The following is a 19,170-nucleotide window of genomic DNA, read 5'->3' as shown; positions in this document are numbered from 1 at the left end:
GGAGGCGCGTTGCCGAGGTCAGCCCTGCCGGGCCTCCTTGGCCCGGTACTTGAGACCGAACAGCGCGCCGGAGAGACCGTGCGGCACCAGCCAGGACACGTCCTCGCGGTCCTGAGCTCCGAAGCGGTACTTGTAGGGCTCGGTGCCGCGCAGGAAGTCGAAGGTGGTCAGGCCCTGTCCGGCGGCCGCCCGGACGGCCTCGGCGATCACCGCCGTGCCGAGCCGCAGCGGCGCCCAGGCCTGGTCCCAACCGATCTGGTAGTAGGCGAAGGTGTCTCGCCAGCGGAACCCATAGAGGGCGCCGACCACCTCCCCGGCGCGCTCGGCGACCAGGAAGGCCGGGCCCTCGCCGCGACCGGTGGCGGCCGAGCGCTCGATCAGGCGCACGTGCAGCGGTGCGCGGGCCTCGTCGAAGGTGGTCGGCAGGCCGAGAGCGCACCGGCGCAGCCGGTGCAGTCGGAGCAGGGTGTGCAACAGGGCGATCCGCTCGGCGAGTTCGCCGCTCCCCACGGCCGGCGCCACCCAGCGGAAGGTGATCCCCCCGGCGGCGAGCTTGCGGCCGTAGCGGCGCAGGTCGGCACGGAACTGCCGGGAGCCGAGCGCGTCCGCACCCGGGGTGAGGTCGACCCGCGGGCACGGGGTGCGGCCGACCTCGACCGCACCGGCGGGCAGCAACCCGCTCTGGCCCGGGTCGAGATCGGTGAGCAGAAGGGTCGCCCGCCGGGCGCGCCGGGCCAGCCAGGCGGCCACCTCGGCCCGTCGCTCGGGTGCGACGGTGACACCGCAGTGGTCGGCCGCGCCGGGGCCGGAGCCCAGCACCGTCAGACAGGGGACGGTCAGCGGCGCCCGCGGGTGCAGCCGCCGCCGGGTGCGCAGCAGCGGTACGACGGCGCTCACCCGGCCGTCCGGCTCGCGCCAGACGGTGACCTCGCCACCGCCCTGCCGCGCGCCCAGCGTCTCCCACCAGGAGAGCGCCCACTCCGGCGTGGTGAACCAGGAGCCGCCCGGATCGGCGGCCGCCAGCTCCCGCCAGCCGTCCAGCACCCGCGCCGGCAGCGCGGCCGTCCGGTACCGGACCGGTCCGGACGCCGCACCGACCGCACTGTTCGCCGTGATCTCCAACGCCCCGCCCCCCAGGTGGTGTTCAGGCGCCGCCGCGCAACCGGTGCACGGCCGGGTGCAGCCCCGAGAGAATGGTGTCGAATCTGTCCCGGCTCGTGGTGGAGTTCACCCGGAGCCGGCTGATCCGCAGCGGGCGTCCGGGCAGCAGCCGGTCGTGCCGGTGGTCGAACAGGAAGCCGACCCGGTAACCGAGCCGGCGCAGCACGGGCTCGGCGCGCTGGTCGAGGTTGCCGTTGGGGTACGCGAAGGCGGTGGGTTCCTCGCCGTCGAGCCAGCCGGTGAGCGCGTGGTGGGCGGTGGTGATCTCGTCCCGGAGGGTGTCGTCCTCGCACTGGTCGAGGCAGGGGTGGCCGACGGTGTGGTTGCCGATCGCCACCCCGGAGCGGTGGAGCGTCAGCAGGTCGTGCCGGGTGAGCTGCTCCTGCCGGGGCGCGCGGGCTCGGGCGCTCTCGCGCAGTTCGGCGAGGGCGGTGCGGCGGTCGCGGTCGGGCAGGGTCTTCAGCCGGCGCACCACCGCGCCGGGCGGGCAGCCGGCCAGGCTGCGCGCGGTGCCGCCGCGGGAGGCCAGGAACGCGGCCTCGGACCACCAGAACGGCCGGTCGCCGTCGATGAGTTCGGTGACCACGAAGGCGGCGGCCGGGATCCGGAGCCGGGTCAGCACGGGCAGGGCCTCGGTGAGCACCGTCCGGTCGCCGTCGTCGAAGGTGACCAGCACGCTGCGGGGTGGCAGCGGACGGCCGGAGCGGACGGCCTGCTCGACCCGGGGCAGCGAGATCGGGCGGGCGATCCGGACCAGGCGGGCCATCTGGAGCGCGAAGGTCCGCGGGTCGTCCACGCCGTGGTAGGCGAGGACGGCGAGACGGCGGGTGGCGGCGAGCCGGAACAGCGGCTGCAGCGGGGAGTTGCGCAGCGCGGCGTCGACGCTGCTCCGCCGCCCGGCGAGCCGGCCGGGCGGCGGAGCGGCGGCTCCGGCCCCGCCGGTCGGGCCGGCCCCCCCGACCGGTGGCGGCGCGGCCCCGGTCGTCGGGCCGGCGCCTCTGCTGCTCGGACCGTCACCGGCCCCGGTCGCACGCGTGGTCCCCTCGGGCATCGACACGCTCCCCCTTCTCCCCGTGAGCACTGCCGTGAGCGACTGCCATCGGCGCTGCGGCGCGGGAGTCGGGCATGGCACACGGGCAGGGTCCGCCCGCACGGGCGCACCTCTGCCGGGTGGGCGGCCCGCCCCGCTCCCCGAATCGCCAAGATAGTGCAAAATCCCATGCTCCGAGGAGGGTTGCGCACGGCGGGCGGGTTTCCGGGGGCAGGTTGGCGCATTGTCGGCGCGCGCCTGGCCCGAGTGCGGGCCGGGAGTCTCCTGAGTGGCCGCCGGTGGTGCCGGGGGAGCGGGCGAAGCCGGTCCACCGGGGTGCGGGTGTGCCGCGCGGGGGTGGGCCGGCCGCCGGTTGCGGACCCGGCGGCCGGCCCCGGAGAGGGGCCCGACGGCCCCGGCTCACGGATCCCCCGTACTCCCCGTACCCCCCGTACTCCCCGGCGACCGGCGTCCCGGCGACGCGTGGCGGGGCACCGCGGGGTTCTCCGGTGGATCAGAAGGGGGCGGTGCAGGTGGTCACCTGGTACTCGGCCTCCAGGGCCGGGCCGCCGACCGCGCAGATCATCTTGAGATCCCCGGTGACCACGCGCGGCGTCACGGCCTTGGCGTACCCCTTGGTGACGGTGGTCGCGGACGCGACGGTGACCCATGGGCTGCCCCAGGCCCGCTGCGTCCTGACCTCGACCTGAACCACCGTCAGCTGTGTCGAGGAGGCCGGCGAGACGTGCGCCACCCCGACGACTCCTCCGCCGTCCTTCTCCAGCCATACGCAGGGCCGGTTGGCGGCGGCGATACACGCCACCTCACCGGTCCTGTTCGTCGTCGACGCCGCCGAGGCCGGGGTGGCCATCGACGCCGTGATCCCTGCCACCGCGACCATCAGGGCTGCGATCCGAGCGCGCATGATATGAACCTCCTTGGAAATCAAGGGAATCTCACTCCGTGGGATGAGTCTTGCACATTTCATGGGCATGCCATATGTGTGCTGCGTCACACTCAAGGTGACCGTTCAACTACGCACCGCAACCGGCGGATCGGCCTCCGGTCGTGAGCGGCCCCGGGCGGCGGGGCGAACCGGCCCGGAGGGCGCCCCGCGCGGCGCGTCGGCGACCGGCCCGGCCGGCCCCGTCGTGAGCCGGTCCGCGGGCTCGCCAAGTCGACCTCGGGACAGTCCGGTTGACGCCCCGACGGGCCCGGCCGCCCCCCGCCGCCCCGGCGTTCACTCGTACGGGTGGCGGACCGGCGCGAAGCCGTTCGGACGGCTACGATCGACGCGACCTACGGAGGTGGCCTGCGTGGACACGGTCATCGTGCAACTGCCCGAACCCCGCCCGAAAGCCCCGCACGGCGGGCGGCCCGCACCGATCGGCGCGCGGCCCGGCCCGCCCGGTGGGCGCTCCGCGCCGCCCGGCAGGCCCGCGCTGCTGCACCTGGGCCCGGGCGAGGTCGCGGAGTTCGGGCGCGGCGAGCCCGGCCGCCCGCCCGCCATCCCCCTCACCGACCAGGGCGTCTCGCGTCGCGCCGGCGAGGTCACGGCCGCCGAGGACTACTGGCGGCTCTCCAACTTCAGCACCTCCGCGACGTACGTGGTGGAGAACCTCGAAGGGGCGGGCGAGCACGTCAAGGTGGCTCCCGGCCGGCTCGGCGCACCGGTGCCCTTCGAGTTCTCCCGGGTGCTCCTGCCGGCTCTCGGCGAGCCGGTCGCCTTCAAGGTGTTCGCACCCCAGCACGCCTACCTGGAGGGCGAACCGGCAGCGTCCGAGGGCGAGATGACGGTCAGTCCGTTCGCCCTCGACCCGACGTCCAAGTACTTCCTCGTCCTGCTCGCCCTCTGTGAGCCGCGACTGCGCTCGCCCTCCGCCGCCGTCGTCCCCGGCGTCACCGACGTGCTGGCCCGGTTGCGTTCACTGCCCTCCTGTCGAGGGCTCACCCGATCTGCCGTCAACTACCACATCGACTACCTGGTGGCCACCAAGCTACGGCTGCGCGACACGCCGGAGGAGGCGCCGGACGACGCCGCCCGGGCCGGTGGCAAGCGGGAGGAGCTCGTCGCGCTGGCCCTGCGGTTCGACCTCGTCCGGGAGGAGCATCTGGCCCTGCTCCCGCCCCGGCGGGGCGGCTGATCCGCCGTGCCCGCGCCCGCCCGGCCCGGCCCGCCGCACCTCGATGTCCCGGCCGGCTACACGGTGGCCGGGTACCGCGTCGCCGAGCCGCTCGGCGCCGGTGCCTGGGGCAGCGTCTACGCCGCCCATCGGCCGGGCGGCGGACCGGCCGACCTTGCGGTCAAGTTCCTCTGCCCGGCCCGGCTCAGCCCCGGCCAGCGCCGCACCATGGCGCAGCTCGCGCGCAGCGAGATGCGGTTCGGCCGACGCGCGGACCACCCGAACCTGATCCGCACGCTCGCCGTCCTCACCGTCGCCGACCCCGCGCACCCGGGGCTCGACGGCGCACTGGCGCTGGTGATGGAACGTGCCGAGCGCAGCCTCCAGGACGTCCTCGCCGCCGCCCGGCCGCACACGCCCGTCCCCGACGCCGAGCGGATCCTGGCCGGGGTCTGCGCCGGGCTCGCCCACATGCACGCCGCGGGCTGGGTGCACGGCGACCTCAAGCCCGGCAACATCCTGCTGATGCCGGACGGCACCGCCCGGCTCGCCGACTTCGGCCTCACCGCCGAACTGGAGGGCACCCACGCCTACGCCCCGCCGCTCGGCTCGCCCGACCACGTGCCGCCCGAGTGGTGGTCCGAGCGCACCGGTGCGCGCGGTGTCGCGGTGCGGCCGAGCGCCGACATCTGGGCCTTCGGCGTGCTCGCCCACCAGCTGCTCACCGGCGGGCTGCACCCGTTCCTCGGGGCGACCGCCCGGGCCCGCGCGCTCGCCGCGCAGGCCTACGCGCGCGGGGTGGCGCCGCTGCGGCTGGACGACGCGCTGCCCGCGCGCTGGCGCCCGGCCGTCGCCGCCTGCCTGACCGCGGACCGGGCGGAGCGGGGGCGGGTGGACCTCGCTGCCCTGCGGGTCGCGCTGCTCGCGGCGGCGGAGGCGGCCGGGCCCGCCGGTGCGCCGGGGGCGCGCGGCCCGGTGCGGGCGCCGCGCCCGGAGCGCGCTCGCCGGCTGCTCGCCGGGGCCGGTCCGGCCGCGCTGGTCGCCGCCGTGCTGCTGCTCGCGGGCGGCCCGGAGCCGTCCGACCGGGCGTCCGACCGGGCGTCGGCCGGATTGGCGCCGGGTGCACCGACCGCGCCGGCGTCCGGTCGCCCGCCCTCCGGGGGAGCGCCGCAGGCGCCACCCTCGGCGACCGCCGCCCTGACCCCGGCCGGGGGGATCCCGGCGGGCTCCGACATCCCCGAGGCGCTGCGCGGCCCGATCCAGGACGCCGCCCGGCGCTGCCCCGAGCCCGAGATCACCCCCGCCCTGCTGGCGGCCATGCTCAAGGCCGAGAGCGGCTTCGACCCGGAGGCCGCCCGCCCGGAGACCGGCGAGTACGGCGTCGCGATGTGGACGCCCACCGTCTTCAACGCCTGGGCGCAGGACGGCGACCACGACGGCACCAAGGACTACATGGACCCGGCCGACGCGATCGTCTCGATGGGCAACTACGTCTGCTGGCTCGACCAGCAGCTCAAGCGCCGCGGCTACACCCGGGACCTCCCGGCCCTGATCACCGCCGGCTACCGGACCAGCGACAAGACCGTCGCTGACGCGGGCGGCGTCCCCGACCGGGTGAAGCCGCACGTCGCGAGGGTGCTGGGCTACCTCGCGGAGTACGGGGGCTGAGCGGGCCGGAACGGTTCGGGCACGGTATGACCCCGACCACATCCGTGCCGCACCACCGGCGGGGTTGCCCGGCTACCGGGCCCCGGCAATGCGATGCTCGGCCGCATGATCACGAAGCTCCGCGCGGCCACCACGCGGTGGACCGTCGTCGTCCCGGTGGTGTCGTTCGTCGTCCTTGTCCTCACCTGGCACCGCGACCTGCCCGGCTGGGTGGTGGGCGTGATGGCCTGCTTCCTGGCCGGCGCGGTGCTCGCCGCGGTGCACCACGCCGAGGTGGTGGCGCACCGGGTGGGGGAGCCGTTCGGCTCGCTGGTGCTGGCGGTCGCGGTCACCGTCATCGAGGTGGCGCTGATCGTGACCCTGATGGCGGACGGCGGGGACAAGGCCGCGACGCTCGCCCGGGACACCGTGTTCGCCGCCGTGATGATCACCTGCAACGGCATCCTCGGCCTCTCCATCCTGGTGGCCGCGATCAAGTACCGGGTGGCGGTGTTCAACGCCGAGGGCACCGGCGCGGCGCTGGCCACCATCGGCACCCTCGCCACGCTCAGCCTGGTGCTGCCGACCTTCACCACCAGCTCGCCGGGACCGCAGTTCGCGCCCGCCCAGCTGGCCTTCGCGGCGGCCGCCTCGCTGGTGCTGTACGGGCTGTTCGTGGCCACCCTGACCTTCCGCCACCGGGACTACTTCCTGCCGGTCACCCCCGAGGGGAAGGTGCTCGACGAGGAGGACCACGCCGATCCGCCGACCATGCGCGCGACCCGGGTCAGCCTGGCCCTGCTGGCGGTGGCGCTGATCTCCGTGGTGGGCCTGGCCAAGGGCGTCTCGCCGACCATCGAGTCCGCCGTCTACTCGGCCGGGCTGCCGTCCTCCGTGGTGGGTGTGGTGATCGCCCTGCTGGTGCTGCTGCCGGAGACCATCGCGGCGCTGCGCTCGGCCCTGCGCAACCGGGTGCAGACCAGCCTCAACCTGGCGCTCGGCTCGGCGCTGGCGAGCATCGGCCTGACCATCCCGGCCGTCGCGATCGCCTCCGCCTGGCTCCCGGGGCCGCTGGAGCTGGGCCTCGGGCCGACGCACCTGGTGCTGCTCGTGCTGACCATCGCGGTCGGCACGCTCACCGTCATCCCGCGTCGCGCGACGCCGCTGCAGGGTGCCGTCCACCTCTCGGTGCTGGCGGCGTACGTGGTGCTCGCGATCAATCCCTGAGCGGGCGGGGACCGGGCGGGAGCGGGCCGAAGCGGGCGGAATCGGCGGTCCGGCGACGAAGGGCGTCGCCGGGCCGCCGTCCGCCGGGCCGCCGTCCGCCCACCCGCCGCCCGGGCCCGCCGGGGCGGCGTGCGAGGATGGCCCGGACCGCCCCCGACGGCGGACCTCCGCCGACCGGCCACCCCCTCACCCCAGGGTGGCCCGACTGGGCACACGGCGACGAGGTCCGCGCTCCGTACCCCGGCAGCCATTCCGGCGCGGCGTCTCCCTGCCTGCTCCCCCTCACCTGCGAAGAAGACGCACCGCGATGCACCGCACCCGTTTCGCCGTACCCCCGTCCGGACCGAACCCCACCTCCCCGACCACCCGCTCCCGCACCCGCTCCCGGGTACCGCTGCGCGCCGCCGCGCTCGGCGCGGGCGGGCTGCTGCTCTCCGGCTGCGGCAGCGCCCCCGTCGCCCAGCCCGGCAGCCAGCAGGACCTCCGCGCCCGCCTCCCCAAGGCGGTCAGGGACGCCGGTGTGCTCAAGATCGGCTCGTACCTGACCTACCCGCCGGTGGACTTCAAGGACCCGGCCGGCGAGCCCGCCGGGCTGGACCCGGAGCTCGCCAGGGCGATCGGCTCCCACCTCGGCCTCCGGGTCGAATTCACCGACATGCCGTTCGACAAGCTCATCCCGGCCGTCCAGGCCAAGCAGCTCGACCTGGCGATGTCGGCCGTCATCGACACCAAGCAGCGCCAGCTCGGCGCCGCCGACGACGGGCACCAGGCCGACCCCGGCGTGGACTTCGTCGACTACTTCGCCACCGGCACCTCGATGGTGGTCAAGGCCGGCAACCAGCTGAACCTCACCACGCTGGACAGCCTCTGCGGCCGGACCGTCGCCGTCCAGCGCGGCACCGTCCAGGACGAACTGGCCGGCCGGCAGACCGCGGCCTGCCTGCGGATCGGCAAGCCCCTGCAGATCCACCGCTTCGACACCGACGAGCAGGCGCTCGCCGAGGTGGCCTCCGGCGCCGCGGTCGCCGATCTGAACGACTACCCGGTGGCGCAGTACAACACCACCCAGCCGGGCCGGGCCGGAGTGTTCCAGCTGGCCAACACGCATTTCCTGCAGTCCGGCCCCTACGGCATCACCGTCGCCAAGGACAACACCGCCCTGCGGGACGCCGTCGCCAAGGCACTGGACCAGGTGATCCGCGGCGGCGAGTACGACAAGATCCTCGACAAGTGGAACGTCCGCTTCGGCGCGGTCTCCAGCGCGGTGGTCAACGGCGGCCTCTGACGCGGTGGCGCCCGACCCCGCCCCGATGGCCGCAACGACCGGCGATCGGGGCGGGGCCCGCGTGTCGGGGCGCGGCACGGTGGCCGCTGTCCCTATCGTCTGAGACCGCTGAGTCCGCTGAGTCCGCAGCCGATCCGATGACCACGTGGGAGTGCGAGATGCCAGGCCCAGAGCAGCAGTTGTCCGCCGCCGGTGCCACCGGCCGCCCGGAGGACGGCGCCGACGTGATCGTGGTCGGCGCCGGCCCGGCGGGCTCCACCGCCGCCTACCACCTCGCGCGGACCGGGCTCGACGTGCTGCTGCTGGAGAAGTCCTCCTTCCCCCGGGAGAAGGTCTGCGGCGACGGCCTGACACCCCGTGCCACCAAGCAGCTGGTCGACCTCGGCATCGACGTCTCGGAGGAGGCCGGCTGGCTGCACAACCGGGGGCTGCGCCTGGTCTCCGGCCGGCGCACGCTGGAGCTGGACTGGCCGCAGCTGTCGGCCTTCCCCTCCTTCGGACTCGTCCGGCGGCGGGCGGACTTCGACGAGCTGCTCGCCCGCCGGGCCGCCTCGGCGGGCGCCCGGCTGGTCGAACACGCCAATGTGGCGGGCCCGTTGGTCGACGAGAGGACCGGCCGGATCACCGGTGTGACGGCCCGGCTGGGGGAGGACCGGCGGCCCGTCGACTACCGCGCGCCGCTGGTGGTCGCCGCCGACGGGAACTCCACCAGGCTCTCCCTCGCCATGAAGCGCTACCGCCGCACCGACCGCGCGATGGGCGTCGCCTACCGGACGTACTTCACCACCCCGCGGCACCAGGACCGCTACCTGGAGGCGTGGCTCGACCTGCGCGACCCGAAGGACCCGGCGCGACGCCTGCTGCCGGGCTACGCCTGGGTGTTCGGGATGGGCGACGGCACCGCCAACGTCGGCCTCGGCGTGCTGGACACCGCCGCGGTGGCCGGCGAACTCGACTGGCGCGACCTGCTGCGGCGCTGGTGCGCCGCGCTGCCGCCCGAGTACGGCTACACCCCCGAGGGCGTCACCGAGCCCGTCCGGGGCTCCGCCCTCCCGATGGGCCTCAACCGCCAACCCCACTACGCCGACGGCCTGTTGCTGGTCGGTGACGCGGGTGGGACGGTCAGCCCGGCGACCGGCGAGGGCATCGCCTACGCAATGGAGTCCGGCCGGTACGCCGCCGAGACGGTCGTCCAGGCGCTGGCCCGGCGCACCGACCGCGGCCGCGAACTCGCCCTGCGCGGCTACCCGCAGGCCTTGCGCTCCGCCTACGACGGCTACTTCGCACTCGGCCGGCTCGTCGCCGACGTGCTCGGCCGCCCCCGGCTGCTCGGCGCCGCCGGTGCGCTCGGCCTCGGCCACCCGGCCCTGCTGAAGGTGGCCTTCCGGCTGATGGTCAACCTCACCGAGCCGAACTCCCGCGACGCCCTCGACCGGGTGGTGCACGCCCTCGGCAAGCTGGCACCCAGCAGCCGCTGACCGACGGCCGGTCGCCCCGGGGGCGTGATCCTCCAGTCTGCGCGCCCCCAGGGCCGGGCGGGCGCCGGTTGGCCGGATCCGGTGGGACGGGTGGTGTCGTGGGCCGTTCCGGTTGACGGGGGGTCAGGTGATCCGTTTGTCTGGGTGGCGACACGGGCACGGAGGGTGACCGACCATGCTCCGGTCCGCACCGACGCCGATCCGACGGAGACACCGTGCACCTTCGCCTTCGCCTGCTCCTCGCGCCGCTCACCGCGGTAGTGGCCCTGCTCGCCCCCGCCGTTCCGGCGTCCGCCGCCGACCCGGCCGAAGCCACCCCCTCCGACGCGTGCTCGGCAGCCGACCACCACGGCGACCCCCGCCTCGGCCCCGAGGACCTGCCGCGCACCGGCCCGGTCGGCCGCGAGCTGATCGGCTACCGGCGCACCGGCGGCCTCCCCGAGGACACGTTCCTCGCCACCTACTACGGCGCCACCGCGAACAACGGCGGCCCGGGCTGGATCTACCCGCCGGCCGACGGCTACCTCACCCTCCCGGACGGCACCCCGGTCGAGGTCGAGGTCACCCTGTACCCGAACCAGAACATCGACCGCTACGGCAGCGAGTACGGCGCCTTCCTCGCCCCCGAGGGCCTGCCCTACGCCAGCCGCTCGATCCCCCCGCAGAGCCTCGACAGCACCCCGGCGCCGAGCTGCAACTACCACGACTACAAGGTCCTCAAGCCGTTCAAGGTGCACGCCGGCCCGATCGCGCCGTGGTTCGGCCAGCCCGGTCTCGGCCTCCAGTACCAGCTCGACGCCGGGCTCGTGCCGGACGGGCCGGCCCGGCTGAACGTGCTCTGGCTCGTCGACCACGGGTACCTCGCCCGGATCTGACGCCGCCGGACCCGCCCGGCCGGGCGCGAAATTCGTTGGCGCGCCCACCCGGTCCGGGATAGGAAGGCCCGATGAGTACCACTGAGACCACCCCCGACCGGCGCGGCTTCACCGCCGTGATCCTCGACCTGGGCGACATCCAGCTCCATCCCTGGGGCCGGCTGACCGACGTCCGGGGCGGGGTGGTGCCCGGGCTGCTGGCCGCCGCCGCCGATCCGGAGATCGCCCGGTGGAACCCGCTCCGCGCCACCGACCGGGCCGGGGCCGAGGCCTACCTGGACCGCTGCGACGCGGGCTGGGCCGACGGCGCCACGGCCGCCTTCGCGGTGGTCGGCGCCGCCGGCGGCACGCTGCTCGGCAACTGCGCGCTCCGCTGGGTCGACCGCGCCGACGGGCTCGCGATGATCGGCTACTGGCTCCTCCCGGCCGCCCGCGGGCGCGGCGTCGCGACCCGGGCCGTCCGGGCCGTCACCGGCTGGGGCATCGCCACGGCCGGCACCCGCCGGATCGAGATCGCCCACGCGGTCGGCAACGACACCTCCTGCCGGGTGGCCGAGCGCTGCGGCTACCCCGCCGAGGGCACCCTGCGTGCCTCCCACCACTACGGCGACGGCGGCTACCAGGACGAGCACCTGCACGCCCGCCTCGCCACCGATCCCGAGCCGCCGCTGCGCTGACCGGTCCTCCCGGTCCGGCCCCGGCGCAGCCGTGCCCGGGCGCGCGGCGGGGGTACGGGCCTAGTCTGGAAGGGCGCGTCCGTGCGCGGTGCGGAACGGGGACGGTGGGCCATGACGGTCATCTCGGCGGCACTCTTCGGTACCGACTGGCGCACCGCGTCACCCGGCTCCGAAGCGTTGCTGCACGAGTGCGCGGCGCGAGGCTGGACGGTCCTGGTGATGGGGCCCGGGCCGGCCGAGGTACCGGTCCTGGCCCTGGCGGCCCCGGGTGACGAGCCCGTCCGGGCGGCCCTCGGCCTGGTCGACGGCAGGCCCGAGCACGCGGTGGTGGTCGCCGCGAGCCTGCGCGAGGTGCTGATGGCGCGTCGCGCGCGGGTCCCGTGCGTCGCCGTGGCGGGCGACGCCGGACCGCGGTCCGAGCTGCGGGCGGCCGGCGCGGTCGAGGTGCACCGCGACGCCGCCGCCCTGTTGCGCGTGTTGGACGACAGCCTGTTGGCCCGGCCCCGGGCCTTCGGCGACTGCCGCCCGACGGCTCCGGCCGCACCGGCCGGCCGGAGCGGTTGACGTACACCCCGACCGGGCATCCGCCCGGAGACGAGGACGGCGTCACCGGAAGCGTCGGAGGTGACCGAGATGGACGGACCCGCGTTGAGCGGACGGGAGCGGCGTCTCCTGGAGGAGATCGAGAGCGATCTGCGCCAGGACGCCCGCCTGAACCGGCGGTTGAGCACGATGGGGGTCAAACAGCCGGGGCGGGTCCGGGGCGGGCTGAGTCGCCTGTGGCACCGGCTGCCCGCCGGGGTGGTGATGACGGCGCTGGTGATGTCCGCGATCTGCCTGAGCATCGGCGTGCGCACCCCGACCGTGCCCGTACTGACCGCCGTGGTGCTGGTCTGGACGGTCAGCGTGGCCGTCGCGGCCGTGGTGGCGCTGCTGCTGCGGCGGCGCCGCCGGGCGGCCGGGATCCCCCCGGAGGGCCTGCTGGGCGGCGACCGCCCCGAGGGGCGGGAACGCCCGGACGGCCGGGACCGGCCCGAGGGCCGCGAGCGCCGGCCGTGGGACCGGCCGGAGGCGTGAGCACCATGACCACCGAACTGCGGGAGTACCGCCCGGGCTCCCACCATGCCGCCGACCAGACCCTGGTCGGCTACGAGGTCGAGGGCACCGACGGTCCGCTCGGGCGGGTCGAGCGGGACACCGGCGACCGGCTGCTGGTCGATGCCGGGGCGTGGGTGCCGGGCTTCCGGGTCCCGGTGCCGGTCGCCCTGGTGGCCCGGATCGACCATCTGGAGCTGGTGGTCCACCTGGACTGCCCCCGGGCGCACGTCCGCGCCCTCCCCCCGCCCGCCGTCGTCGAGGCGCGCGGGGGCGGCCGGCCGCCCCGGGGGTGATCCCGGCCCCGGGCGCGCGGATCAGTCGCCCCGCAGCCGGACGAAGGTGGCCGCCGGCGGCCGGCCGGTGACGGTCACCTCCGCCCGCAGCGGGCCGGTCAGCGGCCGCAGGCTGCCGTGGTCCGGGTCGCGCACCGGTGCGCCCAGCAGTCCGTCCACCGCCTCCGCCACCTGCCGCGCCTGCACCGCGGTGAGCCGGGGCGTGGAGAGCAGCACCGGGCCGTCGTCCAGCTCCAGGACCAGCGCCTGCGGCCGGGCGGCCGTTCCGACGACCGCGCGGACGGTCGCGTCGACGGTGTCGCTGCGCCGGTACTTGACCCAGAGCCGGCCGGCGCCGCGCGCCCGGTAGGCCGAGCCGGCGGCCTTGCAGACCAGCCCTTCGACGCCGGTGCCGGCCAGCTGCTCCATCCAGCTCAGCGCCTCCGTCCGGTCGGTGGTGGCCAGCACCGGCTGGACCGGCGGCGGGACGCCGTCGAGCGCGGCCAGCAGCAGCCGGCGCCGGTCGGTGAGCGGCAGCCGGCGGACGTCGCGCCCGGGCAGCGCGAGCAGGTCGAAGGCGACCAGCCCGAGCGCCACCCCGTCCGACGCCCGGCCCTCCCGGGTGCGCAGCAGTTCCTCGAAGGCGAACCTGCCGTCCCGCCAGGCGACCAGCTCCGCGTCCAGCACCAGCCCGGCGGGCAGCCGGGCCACGGCCGCGGCGATCGGGGGGAACTCCGCGCCGAGGTCCCGGCCGGACCGGGACTGCAGGAACGCCGGGCGCTCCCCGCGGGCGAAGGCCACACAGCGGAAGCCGTCCAGTTTCAGCTCGTACTGCACGCCGGAGCCGCCGAGACCGTCGGACGGCGGGACGGCGGTCACGGCGGCCGGGCGCATCACCTCGACGGGCGGCTCCAGCACCACCGGGGAGCCGGTGCCACCACCGGTGTCGCCACCGCCACCGCTACCGGTGGCGGTGTGGGTGCGCGTGCGGGTGCTGCTGCGCGGCGGGTCGCTGGGGCCGGCCGGTGGCTCGTCCGCCGACGCCGACGCCGACGCCGGCGGGGGGAGCGGGCGGGCCCGTCCGCCGTCCAGGAGCGGCGCGAGCAGGTCCCCGAACTCCGCCAGCCGGTCCGGGAGTTCAGCGAGGTCGAAGGTCAGGTCCGCCGTCGAGCCCGCCGCCTCCAGCTCCGCCCAGGAGAGCGGCGTGGACACCGTGGGCCGGGGCCGGGCCCGCAGGGTGTAGGGCGCGGCGGTGGTCTTCTTGCCGTTGTTCTGCGACCAGTCCACCAGGACCCGCCCGGCCCGGCGCGCCTTGGCCATGGTGTGCACCACCAGGTCCGGATGGGCCGCCTCCAGCGCGGCCGCGAGGGCCTTGGCGTAGGCGGAGACCTTGCTGCTGGGCGTCGGCTCCAGCGGCACCAGCAGGTGCAGCCCCTTGGAACCGGACGTCTTCACCCAGCAGTCGAGGCCGTCCGCCGCCAGTCGCTCGCGCAGCAGCCCGGCCACCGTCCGGCAGGTCAGCACCGACGCGCCCTCGCCCGGGTCGAGGTCCAGCACCAGCCGGTCCGCCAGTCCGGGCGCGGCGGCGTGCCACTGCGGCACGTGCAGCTCCAGACAGCCCAGGTTGGCCGCCCAGAGCAGCGCCGCACCGTCGTCCAGCACCACCTGCCGGAGGTCCCCGGAGCTGCTCGGCACCTCCACGGTGCGGACCCAGCGGGGTGTCCCGGCGGGCGGGTTCTTGGCGATGAACGCCTCGCCCTCGACCCCCTCCGGACAGCGCAGGAAGGAGACCGGACGGTCCCGCAGATGGGGCAGCAGCACGGTGTGCACGGCCGCGTAGTAGCGCAGCACGTCCCCCTTCAGCGTGCCGGTGCGCGGGTAGTACACCTTGTCCAGGTGCGAGAGGGCGATCGTGCGCCCGTCCACCACCATCTGCGGCATGGCCGCCTCCGAGCTGCGCCGGGACCGCGCGCCCGTTCGCCGGGCCCGCGCAGCCAGTCTGCCCGCCCGCCCGCTACGGCGCGAGCAGGCTACGGGCCGTCCGAAGCAGCTCCTCGTCGGCGGCCGGCTCGCGCACCCCGGCGAGGCCGGAGCGGAACAGCGAGGCGCCCTCGACCAGCATCAGGAACACCTGGGCGCGGCCCTGGACGACGGTCTCCGGCAGGTCGGGCCGGCGGTCGGCGAGGTAGGCCGCGATCCGGGCCCGGTAGTCCGCGTAGAAGGCGCGGACGGCGTCCGCCACCGCCTCGTCCCGGGCGGCGAAGGCCCAGACCTCGGCGAACAGCCGCACCAGCCGGGCGTCCTCCTGCTCGGCCAGCAGGGCGCTGATCAGCGCCTGTGCCGTCCGGTCGGCGGCCTCGGCCGCCCCGGCGCCCGCCGGATCTGCCGTCGCCGCCGTCGCCGCCGGGGCGAGCAGGGGCGCCAGCCGCTCGGCGGACCGGGTGAGCACCCGCCCCAGGACGGCCGCCACCAGCGCGGCATGCGTCGGGAAGTAGTACTGAAGATGCCCCAGCCGGACCCCGGCCGCCGCCGCGACCGCCCGCATCGACAGCTCGGTGCCGCCCGCGGTCACCAGCAGGTCCTCGGCCGCGTCCAGGAGTTCCGCGCGCCGCTGCTCGCCCTTGCCGCTCACGCCGCCACCGCCGCCCGCTCGCTCCGGACGTCGACCGTGACGCCCAGGGCCGCGACGTCGGCCAGGACCCGCCCCGGGCGGGGCGTCTGCTCCGGGAACGCCACCCCGGCCGGAGCCGGCGCGCCGTCCGTCCCGAGCACCCGTCGCAGGCCCAGCAGGGCGCCGACCGCCGTCAGGTGCGCCTGCCCGGAGCGGTCCTCGACCACCGCGCCCAGCCCGGCCCCGCCGTGCCCGACGTCGATCCGCAGCCGGGCCACGCCGCCCTCGCCGGGCGAGTACAGCAGGGCCCGCCGGGCCGGCTCCCAGCGGTCGCCCCGGCCCCAGCGGAAGAGTCCGGTGTGCTTGGCGGCCAGCAGCGCCGCGGTGCTGAGCGGGGAGCTGAAGCCGATCCGGGTGGTGGCGGTGGTCGTACCGAGCGTGAGCGGGAGGGTGAACTGCTCCGGTGTGTCGATCCCGGCGACCTTGGTGGTGTCGTCACCGATCCGTACGGTGCGCGGCCCGCTGAGCGGGGCCACCGACCGGCGGCGGCCGTCCCGGACCACCTCGTAGTCCAGGCCGAGCCGGTCCATGAACTCCACCGAGTCGGCGCCGGCCCGGTCCGCGAGGTCCCAGCGGATCGCGGTCTCGACCCGCTCGGCGCCGCCGAGCCGCTCCGCCAGGGCGGCCGCGACCAGGCTGGTGACCCCGCCCATCCATGCGGAGGAGAGCAGCACGGGGCTGCTCGGGCGCAGCAGCGCCGCCACCGTGGCGGCCCGCTGCAGCCGGGCCGTCCAGCGGGTCACGTCCACGAACGGCACACCGGCCCGGACGGCGGCCCGCAGCACGCGGTCGTCCGGGTCGTTGACCACTCCCACCACGGCGCGGACGGCGGCGTCGAAGGGCGCCGGGTCGGCGAGGTCCCAGCGGCGGACGGTGACGGCGGGGGCGCCGTCCGGTTGTCCGAGCTCCTGGGCGAGCGCGGCCCCGCGCTGCTCGGAGCGGCCGGTGAGCAGCAGGGGCCAGTCGGGCGCCGCCAGCCGGGCCAGCTCGGCGCCGACGGTGCCGTAGCCGCCGACCAGCAGGACGGGACCCTCGGGATCGTGGGTCAGGTGGTCGTGGACGTCCGGGGAGAGGTTCATGGGGAAAGAATAGGTCAGTCGACCTAAAAGTTCTGTGAGCCCGTCAACGGAGCCCCGTCACCAGCGCGTACGCGTCCCCGACGTGGTCCTCGATCCGGGCCCAGTCGACCGGCGGCCCGTCGAGACGCACCCCGACCCAGCCGCGGTGGCCCACGTACGGAGGCCGGAAGTACCGCTCCGGCGCCTCGGCGACCAGGAACTCCTGGGCGCCCGCCGGAGCCGGGCACCAGAAGGCGAGGCGGTCGTCGTGGTGGTGGTCGGCGAGCATCACGAACACCCGGGCCCGCCGCCCGGCCCCGGCGAACCAGGTCGGCTCCCCGTGGCTGACCCGCTCGGACACCTCCGGCAGCGCCAGGCAGAGCGCCCGCAGCCGGTCGACGGGGCCCGCCACCCCCGTAGGGGGCCCCGCCGGCCCCGCGGCCGTCACCGCGGCCACCGCCTCAGCCGGCCGACGGGCGGGGCGAGCCCGGGTAGGTGCCGAAGTACCACTGGTTGCCCTCCGGGTCGGCGGCCGCGAAGTCCCGCGAGCCGTACTCGGTCTCGTGCAGCTCCTTGGTGATCCGGGCCCCGGCGGCCACGGCCCGCGCGTGCAGGGCGTCCGGCTCCGCGGTGACCACGTACGCGCTGAAGGCGCCCGGCTGCCCGGGGCAGGGCTCGCCGCCCCCGGCCTCGGGCCGGTCGGAGCCCAGCATCACACCACCGCCCTCCGGCCAGGCCAGCTCGGCGTGCGCGACGAACTCGCCCTCGCCGTACGCGACGACCTCCTCGAAGCCGAAGGCCTCCACCAGGAAGCGGATCAGGGCGCGGGCGTCGCGGGCGCGCAGGCTGGGCCACACCTGCGGGGCGGGAGTCTTGTCGTTCATGGGGATCTGCCTCCTCGGGGCGGTTCGGGTCCCTCTCACGACCCCCACTCTGGCGCCGCCGCCCCCGGGCCGCCTTGGACGTTTCGGAACTTCGCCGCGTCCGGGCCCTCCTCGGCCAGCCAGAGGCTGGGCGCGCACCCGGCCAGCGCGCGGAACTCACGGGCCAGGTGGGCCTGGTCGAAGTAGCCGCAGCGGGCCGCCAGCTCCGCCAGCCGGGGCGCCGGGCCCGGAGCGGCCAGCACGTGCCGGGCGCGGTCGAACCGGATCACCCGGGCGGCGGCCTTCGGGGTCAGCCCGGTCTCGTGGCGGAACCGGCTCCGCAGGTGCCGGCTGCTCCATCCGGTCTCCCGCGCCAGCGCCGACACCGGGAGCGACCCGCCGCTGCGCCGCAGCTCGGACCAGGCGCGGACGACCTCGGGCGGCACCCGCCCGGAGGGACGGGCGGCCCGCAGCAGCGCGCCGTCCAGGACGGCGAACCGCTCCGGCCAGCCGGCGGCCAGTTGGAGCTCCTCCTGGAGCCGCCCGCTCGCCCGCCCCAGCACGGCGTCCGCCGGCACGTCCACGCCCGCCAACTCCCCGGCCGGCAGGCCGAGCAGGGCCCGGGCGGCCAGCGGGTGGACGGCGATCTGGACGCCGGACTGCCGCCCGTCGTGGGTGATCAGGGCGGGCGAGGTGTGCAGCCCGCCGAGCAGCGTGGCGTAGTCGCCGCCGGGCTGGGCCGGATCCGGGTGCCCGGCGACGGTCAGCGGCTCGTCCAGGGTGAGGATGAAGGTCAGGTACGGGGACGGCAGGCCCCGGTGCACGGCGGGTGCCAGGCCGCGCTGGCGGTAGCCGGAGTACCAGGCCACGTACGGCCGCAGCGCGCCGGCGGGCCGGGCCCGTACGGACTCGTCGACCGGGTCGGGGAGGTCCTGCGTCACGCCCCCAGTATCGGTCCCGGTGCCGGTCCCGGCGGGCCGGGGGCGCCGCCGTGCTGGCTCGCGGGCGCCCGGGGTGTTGCTTATGGTGAGCGCACCGGAACACCCGGTGCTCGGGGGGGAAGACCTGCGAAGGAGTCCCAGTGACCACTGCCCGAGAGATCATGCACACCGGTGCCCAGTGCATCCGCGCCGACCAGACGCTCGCCGAAGCCGCCATGATGATGCGGGACATGAACGTCGGCGCTCTCCCGATCTGCGGCGACGACCAGAAGCTGAAGGGCATCATCACCGACCGCGACATCGTGGTCCGATGTATCGCCGAGGGCAAGGAGCCGGCGGACATGACCGCCATGGAGCTGGCCGGGCACCTGCACTGCGTCCGCGCCGACGACTCGATGGAGGCGGTGCTGAAGAAGATGGAGCAGCACCAGATCCGACGCATCCCGGTGATCGACGGCGACCGGCTGGTGGGCATGATCAGCGAGGCCGACCTGGCCATGGGCCACCGCGACGGCCACCGGCTGACGGACCAGCAGATCATCGAATTCATGGACAGCGTCTACATGATGCGGTGATCGCGCGGCGCGCCGGGCCCGGTGCGGGAGCGCCCCGGGTCGAGCCGGCCGGTGCCCCTCCGCGTGAGCGGTTCGGCGCCGTCCGGGTGTGCCACGACGCCGCTGGACCGGACCGGGTGGTCGGGTGCAGCGGCGTTGTCGTGCCCGGGTGGGCGGGTGTGGCGGGTGGTGCTGGGGGTGTTACTTGGT

General features: G+C 76.0%; 20 protein-coding genes and 1 pseudogene. 11 read left to right on the top strand and 10 right to left on the bottom strand.

All coding sequences use genetic code 11. The features are described 5' to 3' along the window. Positions 1–18 precede the first annotated feature (18 nt). From ABZ495_RS33930 to ABZ495_RS33920, 3 genes are all read right to left on the bottom strand, one after another. Entirely contained in the window at positions 19–1,122 is a 1,104-nt protein-coding gene (locus tag ABZ495_RS33930; protein WP_359839711.1) for a GNAT family N-acetyltransferase, read from the bottom strand. Positions 1,123–1,144: 22 nt separating this feature from the next. Beyond that, the gene (locus ABZ495_RS33925; RefSeq protein WP_359839709.1) at positions 1,145–2,212 is read right to left on the bottom strand and encodes a polysaccharide deacetylase family protein; all 1,068 of its coding nucleotides are present in this window, start codon (positions 2,210–2,212) and stop codon (positions 1,145–1,147) included. Positions 2,213–2,705: 493 nt separating this feature from the next. Further along, positions 2,706–3,116: a hypothetical protein gene (locus ABZ495_RS33920; RefSeq protein ID WP_359811073.1), complete on the bottom strand. Its 411-nt coding sequence runs from the start codon at positions 3,114–3,116 to the stop codon at positions 2,706–2,708. Positions 3,117–3,576: 460 nt separating this feature from the next. On the opposite strand from ABZ495_RS33920, the gene ABZ495_RS33915 reads away from it, so the two are divergent. The 10 genes from ABZ495_RS33915 (at position 3,577) to ABZ495_RS33870 (ending at position 12,894) form a co-directional block, all read left to right on the top strand. Continuing rightward, positions 3,577–4,335, top strand: a complete 759-nt coding sequence (locus ABZ495_RS33915; RefSeq protein ID WP_359839726.1) for a serine/threonine protein kinase — start codon at positions 3,577–3,579, stop codon at positions 4,333–4,335. A gap of 6 nt (positions 4,336–4,341) precedes the next feature. Next, the gene (locus ABZ495_RS33910) at positions 4,342–5,982 is read left to right on the top strand and encodes a protein kinase (RefSeq protein ID WP_359811076.1); all 1,641 of its coding nucleotides are present in this window, start codon (positions 4,342–4,344) and stop codon (positions 5,980–5,982) included. Between the two features lie 105 nt (positions 5,983–6,087). After that, on the top strand, positions 6,088–7,188 hold the full coding sequence (locus ABZ495_RS33905; protein ID WP_359811079.1) for an ionic transporter y4hA: 1,101 nt from the start codon (positions 6,088–6,090) through the stop codon (positions 7,186–7,188). Positions 7,189–7,495: 307 nt separating this feature from the next. Then, positions 7,496–8,473 carry an ABC transporter substrate-binding protein gene (locus ABZ495_RS33900; protein ID WP_359839707.1) on the top strand — a complete coding sequence of 326 codons (978 nt, stop codon included), beginning with the start codon at positions 7,496–7,498 and terminating at the stop codon, positions 8,471–8,473. Between the two features lie 158 nt (positions 8,474–8,631). Continuing rightward, the gene (locus ABZ495_RS33895; RefSeq protein WP_329491196.1) at positions 8,632–9,951 is read left to right on the top strand and encodes a geranylgeranyl reductase family protein; all 1,320 of its coding nucleotides are present in this window, start codon (positions 8,632–8,634) and stop codon (positions 9,949–9,951) included. 215 nt (positions 9,952–10,166) lie between these two features. Next, complete coding sequence (locus ABZ495_RS33890; protein WP_352290879.1) at positions 10,167–10,826, top strand: TNT domain-containing protein; 660 nt, start codon at positions 10,167–10,169, stop codon at positions 10,824–10,826. A gap of 71 nt (positions 10,827–10,897) precedes the next feature. Then, positions 10,898–11,503, top strand: coding sequence for a GNAT family N-acetyltransferase (locus ABZ495_RS33885; RefSeq protein WP_359811085.1), 606 nt, complete (start codon positions 10,898–10,900; stop codon positions 11,501–11,503). A 111-nt stretch (positions 11,504–11,614) separates the two neighbouring features. After that, positions 11,615–12,067 carry a hypothetical protein gene (locus tag ABZ495_RS33880; protein ID WP_359811087.1) on the top strand — a complete coding sequence of 151 codons (453 nt, stop codon included), beginning with the start codon at positions 11,615–11,617 and terminating at the stop codon, positions 12,065–12,067. 69 nt (positions 12,068–12,136) lie between these two features. Then, a complete protein-coding gene (locus ABZ495_RS33875) occupies positions 12,137–12,580 on the top strand; it encodes a hypothetical protein (RefSeq protein ID WP_359839705.1) in 444 nt (147 codons plus the stop codon). Between the two features lie 5 nt (positions 12,581–12,585). After that, positions 12,586–12,894 carry a hypothetical protein gene (locus tag ABZ495_RS33870; RefSeq protein WP_329491201.1) on the top strand — a complete coding sequence of 103 codons (309 nt, stop codon included), beginning with the start codon at positions 12,586–12,588 and terminating at the stop codon, positions 12,892–12,894. Positions 12,895–12,915: 21 nt separating this feature from the next. Here ABZ495_RS33870 and ABZ495_RS33865 read toward each other — a convergent pair whose 3' ends face one another. The 7 genes and pseudogenes from ABZ495_RS33865 to ABZ495_RS33835 form a co-directional block, all read right to left on the bottom strand. Further along, positions 12,916–13,767, bottom strand: a complete 852-nt coding sequence (locus tag ABZ495_RS33865) for a DNA ligase (RefSeq protein WP_359811113.1) — start codon at positions 13,765–13,767, stop codon at positions 12,916–12,918. A gap of 168 nt (positions 13,768–13,935) precedes the next feature. Further along, positions 13,936–14,814, bottom strand: a pseudogene (gene ligD / locus ABZ495_RS33860) (non-homologous end-joining DNA ligase); the annotation flags it as partial. A gap of 73 nt (positions 14,815–14,887) precedes the next feature. Then, positions 14,888–15,505, bottom strand: a complete 618-nt coding sequence (locus ABZ495_RS33855) for a TetR family transcriptional regulator (RefSeq protein WP_359839704.1) — start codon at positions 15,503–15,505, stop codon at positions 14,888–14,890. Further along, positions 15,502–16,623 (bottom strand): saccharopine dehydrogenase, encoded by a 1,122-nt coding sequence (locus ABZ495_RS33850; RefSeq protein ID WP_359839702.1) that lies wholly within the window; start codon positions 16,621–16,623, stop codon positions 15,502–15,504. The genes ABZ495_RS33855 and ABZ495_RS33850 overlap by 4 nt, the downstream gene beginning before the upstream one ends. 43 nt (positions 16,624–16,666) lie before the next feature. After that, positions 16,667–17,014, bottom strand: a complete 348-nt coding sequence (locus ABZ495_RS33845; RefSeq protein ID WP_359839700.1) for an MmcQ/YjbR family DNA-binding protein — start codon at positions 17,012–17,014, stop codon at positions 16,667–16,669. Between the two features lie 49 nt (positions 17,015–17,063). After that, positions 17,064–17,486 (bottom strand): VOC family protein, encoded by a 423-nt coding sequence (locus ABZ495_RS33840; protein WP_359839699.1) that lies wholly within the window; start codon positions 17,484–17,486, stop codon positions 17,064–17,066. Positions 17,487–17,521: 35 nt separating this feature from the next. Further along, positions 17,522–18,406, bottom strand: coding sequence for a helix-turn-helix domain-containing protein (locus ABZ495_RS33835; RefSeq protein ID WP_359839697.1), 885 nt, complete (start codon positions 18,404–18,406; stop codon positions 17,522–17,524). Positions 18,407–18,546: 140 nt separating this feature from the next. On the opposite strand from ABZ495_RS33835, the gene ABZ495_RS33830 reads away from it, so the two are divergent. After that, the gene (locus tag ABZ495_RS33830; protein WP_329491208.1) at positions 18,547–18,981 is read left to right on the top strand and encodes a CBS domain-containing protein; all 435 of its coding nucleotides are present in this window, start codon (positions 18,547–18,549) and stop codon (positions 18,979–18,981) included. The last annotated feature ends 189 nt before the right edge of the window (positions 18,982–19,170 follow it).

The sequence above is a fragment of the Kitasatospora sp. NPDC005748 genome (genome assembly GCF_040630735.1).
GTDB lineage: Bacteria > Actinomycetota > Actinomycetes > Streptomycetales > Streptomycetaceae > Kitasatospora.
The sequence above is the reverse complement of the archived record's forward strand: the minus strand, read 5'-3'. Positions and strand labels throughout refer to the sequence as shown.